9 protein-coding genes and 1 pseudogene are annotated in these 7,354 nt (G+C 68.2%); 4 read left to right on the top strand and 6 right to left on the bottom strand.

Annotated features, from left to right (window positions below):
- Positions 1-1,141: pseudogene (locus ACNFOC_RS47665) on the bottom strand (regulator); the annotation flags it as partial.
- 188 nt (positions 1,142-1,329) lie between these two features.
- On the opposite strand from ACNFOC_RS47665, the gene ACNFOC_RS47660 reads away from it, so the two are divergent.
- The 4 genes from ACNFOC_RS47660 (at position 1,330) to ACNFOC_RS47645 (ending at position 2,955) form a co-directional block, all read left to right on the top strand.
- On the top strand, positions 1,330-1,530 hold the full coding sequence (locus ACNFOC_RS47660) for a hypothetical protein (protein WP_416965246.1): 201 nt from the start codon (positions 1,330-1,332) through the stop codon (positions 1,528-1,530).
- Positions 1,531-1,688: 158 nt separating this feature from the next.
- Positions 1,689-1,868 carry a hypothetical protein gene (locus ACNFOC_RS47655; protein WP_405844223.1) on the top strand — a complete coding sequence of 60 codons (180 nt, stop codon included), beginning with the start codon at positions 1,689-1,691 and terminating at the stop codon, positions 1,866-1,868.
- Positions 1,869-2,083: 215 nt separating this feature from the next.
- A complete protein-coding gene (locus tag ACNFOC_RS47650; protein ID WP_416965245.1) occupies positions 2,084-2,665 on the top strand; it encodes a hypothetical protein in 582 nt (193 codons plus the stop codon).
- 14 nt (positions 2,666-2,679) lie between these two features.
- Positions 2,680-2,955 (top strand): HNH endonuclease, encoded by a 276-nt coding sequence (locus tag ACNFOC_RS47645; RefSeq protein WP_416965244.1) that lies wholly within the window; start codon positions 2,680-2,682, stop codon positions 2,953-2,955.
- A 161-nt stretch (positions 2,956-3,116) separates the two neighbouring features.
- Here the strand turns inward: ACNFOC_RS47645 and ACNFOC_RS47640 are convergent, their stop codons facing one another.
- The 5 genes from ACNFOC_RS47640 to ACNFOC_RS47620 form a co-directional block, all read right to left on the bottom strand.
- Positions 3,117-3,770, bottom strand: a complete 654-nt coding sequence (locus ACNFOC_RS47640; protein WP_416965243.1) for a class I SAM-dependent methyltransferase — start codon at positions 3,768-3,770, stop codon at positions 3,117-3,119.
- A gap of 87 nt (positions 3,771-3,857) precedes the next feature.
- Complete coding sequence (locus ACNFOC_RS47635) at positions 3,858-4,358, bottom strand: hypothetical protein (protein WP_416965242.1); 501 nt, start codon at positions 4,356-4,358, stop codon at positions 3,858-3,860.
- 276 nt (positions 4,359-4,634) lie between these two features.
- Positions 4,635-4,937 (bottom strand): hypothetical protein, encoded by a 303-nt coding sequence (locus tag ACNFOC_RS47630; protein WP_416965241.1) that lies wholly within the window; start codon positions 4,935-4,937, stop codon positions 4,635-4,637.
- Positions 4,938-5,320: 383 nt separating this feature from the next.
- Positions 5,321-6,508: a helix-turn-helix domain-containing protein gene (locus ACNFOC_RS47625; RefSeq protein WP_416965240.1), complete on the bottom strand. Its 1,188-nt coding sequence runs from the start codon at positions 6,506-6,508 to the stop codon at positions 5,321-5,323.
- A 100-nt stretch (positions 6,509-6,608) separates the two neighbouring features.
- Entirely contained in the window at positions 6,609-7,256 is a 648-nt protein-coding gene (locus ACNFOC_RS47620) for an HAD family hydrolase (protein ID WP_416965239.1), read from the bottom strand.
- Positions 7,257-7,354 lie beyond the last annotated feature (98 nt).

The following is a 7,354-nucleotide window of genomic DNA, read 5'->3' as shown; positions in this document are numbered from 1 at the left end:
ACCCCGCATCCCCCTTGACCACACCCACCCCGAACGCCCGCACCAAGTCATGCAACCGCCACCGCCCACGCTCGCTCCCCCGCTCAACAAGATGGGCACGGCACAACGCATCGAACACACGCACAGACGGCGTGTCCGCCCCGTCCAGCGCGGCGACGACCTCGGCCGTCATCTCGGGCCCCGGAGCCAGGGCCAACAGCCGTAGCAACCGGGCCTGTTCAGCCGGCAGACGCCTGTACGACAAGTCAAAGGCGGCCCGCACGCTGCGCTCACCGTCGTCGAGGTGCAGAAGTCGATCACCGGACTCGGCGAGTTCCGCCACGAGTTCGGCCACGGGCTTGTCCCGGTCGAGGACAAGCAAGGCCCCGGCGATCTGAAGAGCCAGGGGCAAATGCCCACAGAGCAAGGCGAGTTCGGCAGCCGCCTCACTCTCATTCGCCACCCGCGCATCAGCCGGGGCAGCGATCCGCAACGCACGGTCCAGGAGGTCGCGCGCCTCCTCCGGACTCAACTCCCCCAGCGGCAGGAGCCGCGCCCCCAGTTGGGGCAACTTGCGCCGCGAGGTGGCGAGCAACCGGTGCTGCCCGCCCCCGGGAAGCAACGGACTGACCTGCTCAGCCGAGGACGCGTTATCGGCCAGGACCAGCACGGCCCCCAACTCCCGTTCCCGCGCCCGAAGCACGGAGCGATACAGCGCGGCCCGCGCATCAACCCCGTTCGGAATGTGCTCCGGAGGCGTCCCCAGCCCCCTCAGCAGAGTCTCCAGCGCCTGTTCCGCCGTAACGCAATCATCGTCGTACCCATGGAGATTGACGAAGAGCACCCCACCCGGGAACCACCCCTCACCACAGGCCTCATGCGCCGCCTCCACCGCGAGCGCGGTCTTGCCGATACCGCCGAGCCCGGAAAGCGCGGCGACCAACACAGCTCCCGGCGCTTCACCCCCAGCTGGGTCGAACGCGCCGAGCAACTCCCCGAGTTGGTCATGGCGACCGGTGAACCCGGCCACCTTCGGAGGCAGGGCATCCAACGCGGTGGGCGCTGGCCCGTGCTGCTGGTACTCCACGTTCTTCGCGATGAAGGACCCGTTGAACTTCCCGTCCCGGAAATCCTGGTGATCCCCGCCGTACTGCTCGCCCATCGTGCCGTCCCCGTGCCGCTGCCCCCGAATCGCGTGCCAACACGGTACGCCTACGGCCGCCGCCCAACACCCGGTCTGGCCAGGCGACTTGGCAGTACCGTAAAGAGGTGCCCGACACACCGCCGACGATCGCCGTCCTGACCGCACAGCCGCTCGGATTAACGAGACGTGCAGAGCACCATGAAGCCATGGAGCCGCACATCATCCGGCCCGGCCACCTCACCGCGCACCAGGTCGCCAGGCAGCTCGGCATCAGCCTCGGAGGCGTCCGGCTGCTCGTCCACCGCGGCCAGCTCAAGCGGTCCGGCGGCAGACCCCGACAGCCCTGGTACGCCGTCGACGACGTCGCCGCACCCCTCGCCAGACGGCAGGGACGCGCAGCCGCTTGACCGCAGGTCAGACAACGTGAGCGATCTCGGTGAACAACTGCGCCCTCAGACGGCACTACAGACGCCCAAGGCCCCGCACACCAGCGGGGCCTTCGTCATGTCACAGACCGCCTGACGCGCTAGTGACACAGAAGCCGGCACAGCCCATCCTTTCCTTCATGCCTCAACACCAGCACATGCTCGACGGCAAGAGCCGACCAATCACACTCGCCGAACTCAAGGAGTTCGTCGACGCCGCCACCAGCAACGGCACAGATGGGAAACGACCGCTGCACGCGGAGATAGTCAGCGGGAAGATCAAGAAGATATGGATCGACCTGTCAGGCCCCAACAAGTAGCCGCCACAGACACACGACGAAGCCCCAGCCGACCGCTCACCGACTGGGGCTTCGTCGTGTCAGCGTTCGCCGCCGACGCCGGGGTAGAGGTGACCCCACGGGATGTGCAGCGCCGGGCGGCGGACCTCAACATCACAAGACGGCCACACGACCCCACATCGCCCCACACGGGGCGCCATGATGCACCCTCAGCATCAGCACGCCCCGGGGGGACTATGAACACCCGCACAGCCGCCTGCGCGGCCCTGCTCATCGCGGCCGCCACCGCCTGCAGCAACACCAGCAGCGACGACAGCAAGGCGCCCACAACGGCCGCCAAGCCCACCGGCACGGCCACCGCGACGGCGGTCGCCAAGCCCAAGGCCCTCGCCATCGGCGCCGGCCGCCACTGGTCGGACACCGACCTCGACGGCAGCCACATCAGCGCCACCACCAGCGTCATCAGCTACACCCAGCCCGCCGAGGTCGACCTCCCCGACGCGCTCGCCGACTTCCCCGACCCGACCTGGGCCATCCTCGAAGTCAAGGTCTGCGCCGACGCCACCAGCACCAACGTCATGGTCGCCCAGAGCCCGTGGGCCCTCGGCTACCCCGACGACACCCGGATCCAGACACCCGGCGTCAGCGGCGCCGGCATCCCCAAGCCGGAGTACCCCGTCGAGGGCACCGCCGTACAGCCCGGCACCTGCCTGCGCGGCAAGATCACGTTCAGCATGGCGAAGGGCACCCGCCCCGACCGGATCATCTACGGCCCTGACGGCCGCGACCCCGTCACCTGGACCGTGCCCAAGGCGTAGCCGAGGAGGCGCCCGTGGCCGGCAACCCACGCAACGGGCGCCCCTCCCGCAGGTTCTGCGCCTGGCTCCGAGCCCAGCGCCTCCCGTGCGCACGGTGCGGCCACAACATCGGATACGAGCTGCACGCCAAGCACCCGCTGTCGTTCACCGTCGACCACGTCGTGCCGCTGTCCAAGGGCGGCGACCTCCTCGACCGCGACAACTCCCGCCCGATGCACCGCCGTTGCAACCCGTCAAAGGGCAACCGGACGGACCCGTCGAAGCCGGTACCGTCCTCACGGAGGTGGTGAGCCTGCCGCAGCGTCGGCGACCGTCGCAGTTCGTGCCACGGACGACCTCGCCGACATTGCTCTACACAGCGACCTGTTCGCACTTCCTTATCGGCGGCCGAGTCGTCGTGGGGTGCCAGGCGGCGAAGCGACGTCAGCCACGAGACGGCAGCAGCCTGACGCTAAGCCTCGCCCCGCACGATCAACGTCCCAATATGCCCAGCCTCAGGCGCATCAACAACAGCCGCCTCAACCGCCGAGAACCCGGCCCGAGTCAGCAACCGTTCCCAAACAGCAGGCCGATAGCTGTACCGGTACGTGAACAGGGCCTTCCCCGCGAAGCCCCCCTTGTACATGCCCTGCGGGCCGTACGCACCGGGGATGGCTGGCGGCTGGGAGAACACGAAGACGCCGCCCGGGTTCAATCGCGCCCGGACGAGAGGAAACAACTGGCCCGGGTCGCTGAACCAGGCCGCACCGAAGATCGAATAGACCGCGTCATACGTGTCGTCGCACGAGGCGAGGTACTCCAGAACCTCACCGCACACGAACTCCGCCCCGCTGCCGCCCCACCGCTCGCTCACCTTCTCGACCATGACCGGCGAGAGGTCGACGCCCTGCGCGCTGACACCCTGCCGCGCGAGGTAGGCAAGCGCCCGACCGGTTCCGCACCCGATCTCCAACACACTGCGCGGGGCACCGAGCAACTCGGGGCCGGGCCCGTGACCGGCGTACTGCGTCCAGCAGAACGCGGGCTCGGCGTCGACCTTGAAGGCCGACTCTGCGTAGGCGTCCCACAGTTCGGTCTCGGCCGGGATGTCGTGGGGTACGGGCACGGCGGCGTTCCTCTGTGTCGTGTCGGGGTACTGGAGCCCCCGCCCTCCGCAGGGAACGGCAGAGCGGGGGCCGACTGTAGCGGGCGGTCAGTAGCTGTCCGGAACCTTGTCGTCGCACGGCGAGCAGTCCGTGCCGTCGATGGCCCACAACTCCTCGTCCACGGGCCAGCCTTGGCTCTTCAGGAAGTCTCCGGTGCGCAGGCACAGGCCGTCGTTTCGGCGCTGGATGAACGGGGCGTGGTGCTTGTACCGGCCGCCGTTGTACAGGCGGCAGATGCCGAACCAGACGGGCGTGTCGAGGATGAGTTGATGCACGCTGATGTCGACCAGCTTGCCGACACCGAGGTGTACGCCCGGGTTCTCGATGGAGCCCATCACGTACATGACGGCGTTGCCCAGAATGCGTTCGGCCATGTCACGGACCATCGTGTGATCCCGTAGCAGCAGGGCTGTCTCCCGATCCCAGATGCTCATCCCCGAGTCGAAGATGTTCACGGTCAGTTCGGTGATGTGCGGGGCGACGGCGTTGAGGAGTTCCTGCGGGTCCCGGGTGCGGGTGTCTGCGGGGTGGTCGAGAGTGACGGTCATGAACATCTCCTTCTTGCGAGCGAGACTTGGGTGTGGCGCGGCCCTGCCCCGAAGCGAGCGCCATGGGGCCCTGTACAGGGCGGGTTCGGGATCAGGCCCCGGGTTTGTCGGAGCTGTGGCAGGAACAGCCGCAGCGGGACTGCAGGAGGATGTGGGTGGTCCCTGGTAGTGGAATGTCCTTCGTCTGACGGCACTCGCCGTGGAGCCCCTCGTAATGAGGGCGTTGGGCGACCGTGCATTCCGCCGACAGTTCCTGCCCCTCGTCGGCGGACGCACTCAAGACTCGTCCTCGCGTGCCGGACAGTGGCCCACCTGCACGAGGGTCAGCACGTCGGCGGCCGTGCACAGACCGTCCGGCCGAGACATCGGCACCGACCAGTACGAGGTCCTCGTCCCGCCGTTCGACTCGACCCGGTCGGCTCGCGGTACGCCCAGGTAGGTGCCCGCAGAAATGCACTCCGCGACCGGGGTGCGCCAGGCCTCGGCGGTGCCAGGTGGTACGAGGGCGTAGTAGCGGTGGAATCCGGGGTCGCGGATGACCGGGCCGCCGTTGAGGCTCTCGGCGAGACGTGCGCTCACCGTGGCCGAGTCGTCGCTTCCCGCAAAGCCGTGCACGATGTCTTCGTGAATGCGGACGGCCTCGAAGCCGCGTCCGAGTGGGATCAATGCGAGCTGCGCGATGCTGTCCCACTCTTCACACACGGTACTCGGCGACGGGTGGGCTGAGGCCAGCCACTCTTCGACAGTTCCGCAGACCGGCCGCATTCTCGATGAGGTTGTGCGCGTTGTTAGAAGGTCCCTGGTCTCGAACATGTCAGTACTCCTCGGTGGCGTACCCGGTCACAAGCGGGAGTGGGTTGGGCATGCCCGTTTCCCATCTGCTGGTTTCTGCGCGTGCGACAGATGGTGAGGGTGCGAGAAGGCCACAAGTACCCCAGCGAGGGGTAGTTGGGGTGGTTCGCTCAGGTGGCAGCGCACCATTCGGCGAAGTTGGTGAGGGACTCCGAGTCGGCCCGCTTCAACCGGCGTAGCGTCGCGGCGTCTTCACGGACCCACGGGTGCTCGCGGGTGTGCTGTGGGGCGATCCGCCGGGCGGCCTTCAGCGATTCGAAGGCGCCATCGGCGAGGCCGCACCAGAGCTGGGCACGGGCGAGTTCGATGTAGAACCCGGAACGTCGCTCGGCCGGCAGGTCGAGGGGCGGTTTCCACTCGTTCGCGATGGTGAGCGCGCGATCGGCATGCCCGTCGCCCAGACTGACCGCGACGGACACCTCGTGGATGCGAACGGAGTCGGGGCCGAACGCGGTGCCGTAGTACACGCCCTCGGTGACCTGGTCCGCGAAAGCGCGGGCTTCTCTCAGGTGGTCGGCCGCCACCGCGGCATCGCGCGCTCGGCCGGCGATGACCGCGGCCCTCATGTGGAGCGCGCCCCGAATCGCGATCTCGGGCAGTTCGTTGGGGGCGGGTGCGGAGTCTAGGGCGTGTTCAAGTGCGCGCAGCCCGGGGACATGGGCGTGGGCAGCGAAGAACGTCTCGGTGCGGACATAGGCGACGGATGCCGACAGCAGCGGATCTCCAGCCTCGGGAGCGGCCCACCTCATCAGTTCGACCAGGCGCGCGGACAGGTCACGGGCCCCGGACTTGTAGGCGGCGGCGTCTGCGGAGCGGTAGGCACTGACCAGGAGGGCGGCCAGTTCGGACCGCTCGTGGGCGGAGGGCTGGTGGTAGGCACGCGCGAGTTCAGCGATCAGATCGGGAAGCGTACGGACGATGCGCGTGTATTGAGCGCCCAGTCGCCAGTGGACGGCCTCGTCCACGGCCGCGCGCAGGCTGTGCAGGGGGCGCGTCCGGCCGTCTTCAGGCACGTCATAGGCGGCGATCACAGCGGAAAGCGCGGGCAGCGCATCATGGACGGCCCTCAGCGCAGGACCTCGGTCGGCCCGCAGCCGGGTCGGGTCGACGCCTAACGCATGCGCGATGGCTTCCAGGGTGGCGTCCGTGACGCCGCGTTCACCGCGTTCGATCTTCCGGATGGTTCCGAGAGCGACGCATGCCGCATCGGCGAGCTGTCGCTGCGTCATCTTCGGACGGACGACACTGCGGTAATAGGCGATCCGCCTGCCCACTCCGTCACTCGTAAATACGCTCATACAGGCTCCAGTTGAGGACGTCCGCTCCGAACCGTACCCGCGTCGATACGCAGCGCTTATGCAAACGGCCCCACCGGCCAAAGCTGGTGGGGCCGCGACGCTACGGTCGGTCCGCCACAATCGACACGAGCTGGCCAAGACTGTCGATGCGCCAGTCCGCCGCCGCCACGACCTCGGCGTCGTCCGCCCATAGATGCCCCCATGGACCACGGTGGATATGCGCGACGCGCAGCCCCGCACGCTTGGCGGGGAAGATGTCGTTGGCCGGATGGTCGCCGACGTAGACCGTCCGGTCCGCCGCCGCCTGGGCCACCTCAAGCACCCGCGCGAAGAACTCCGGCTGCGGCTTCGCCACCCCCCAGTCCCCCGACGTGACGGTGAGATCCACAGGCAGGTCGAGGGCACGCAGCAACTCACCGGCGCAGGAGGTCTGGTTACCAGCGACGACGACTCGCACCCCGAGTTCGCGAAGCGCGGACAAGGCCGGGCGGACGTCGTCGTAGAGGTCGCTCTCGTCAAGGTACTCGCCTCGGCCAGCCGTTTCGCGAGCGCGGTACTCGGCGGCGATGTCGATACCCGGTCGAAGAAGACGGAGCGCCTCCGCATTGTCCTGGCCCCTGGCCACCACAGCCCCGACGAGCGCGGAGACGGTATGACGGGGAACGCCCAGCCAGTCGGCCCACGACGCCCAATACCGGTCGTCTCGGGTGAGCGTCTCGCCGACGTCGAACACGATGGTCTCAATCACCCCTCGAAGCCTAGGCCGTCACGACACATCAACGCTGGTTGCCCCGTGATCGGATGACCCGCATGACGCCCACCCCCCGCACCCTCTACCTCTTCGCC

Source organism: Streptomyces colwelliae, assembly GCF_048158785.1.
In the GTDB taxonomy this organism is placed as follows: Bacteria; Actinomycetota; Actinomycetes; order Streptomycetales; family Streptomycetaceae; genus Streptomyces.
Note: the sequence above shows the minus strand (reverse complement) of the source record. Positions and strands in the feature narration are given on the sequence as shown.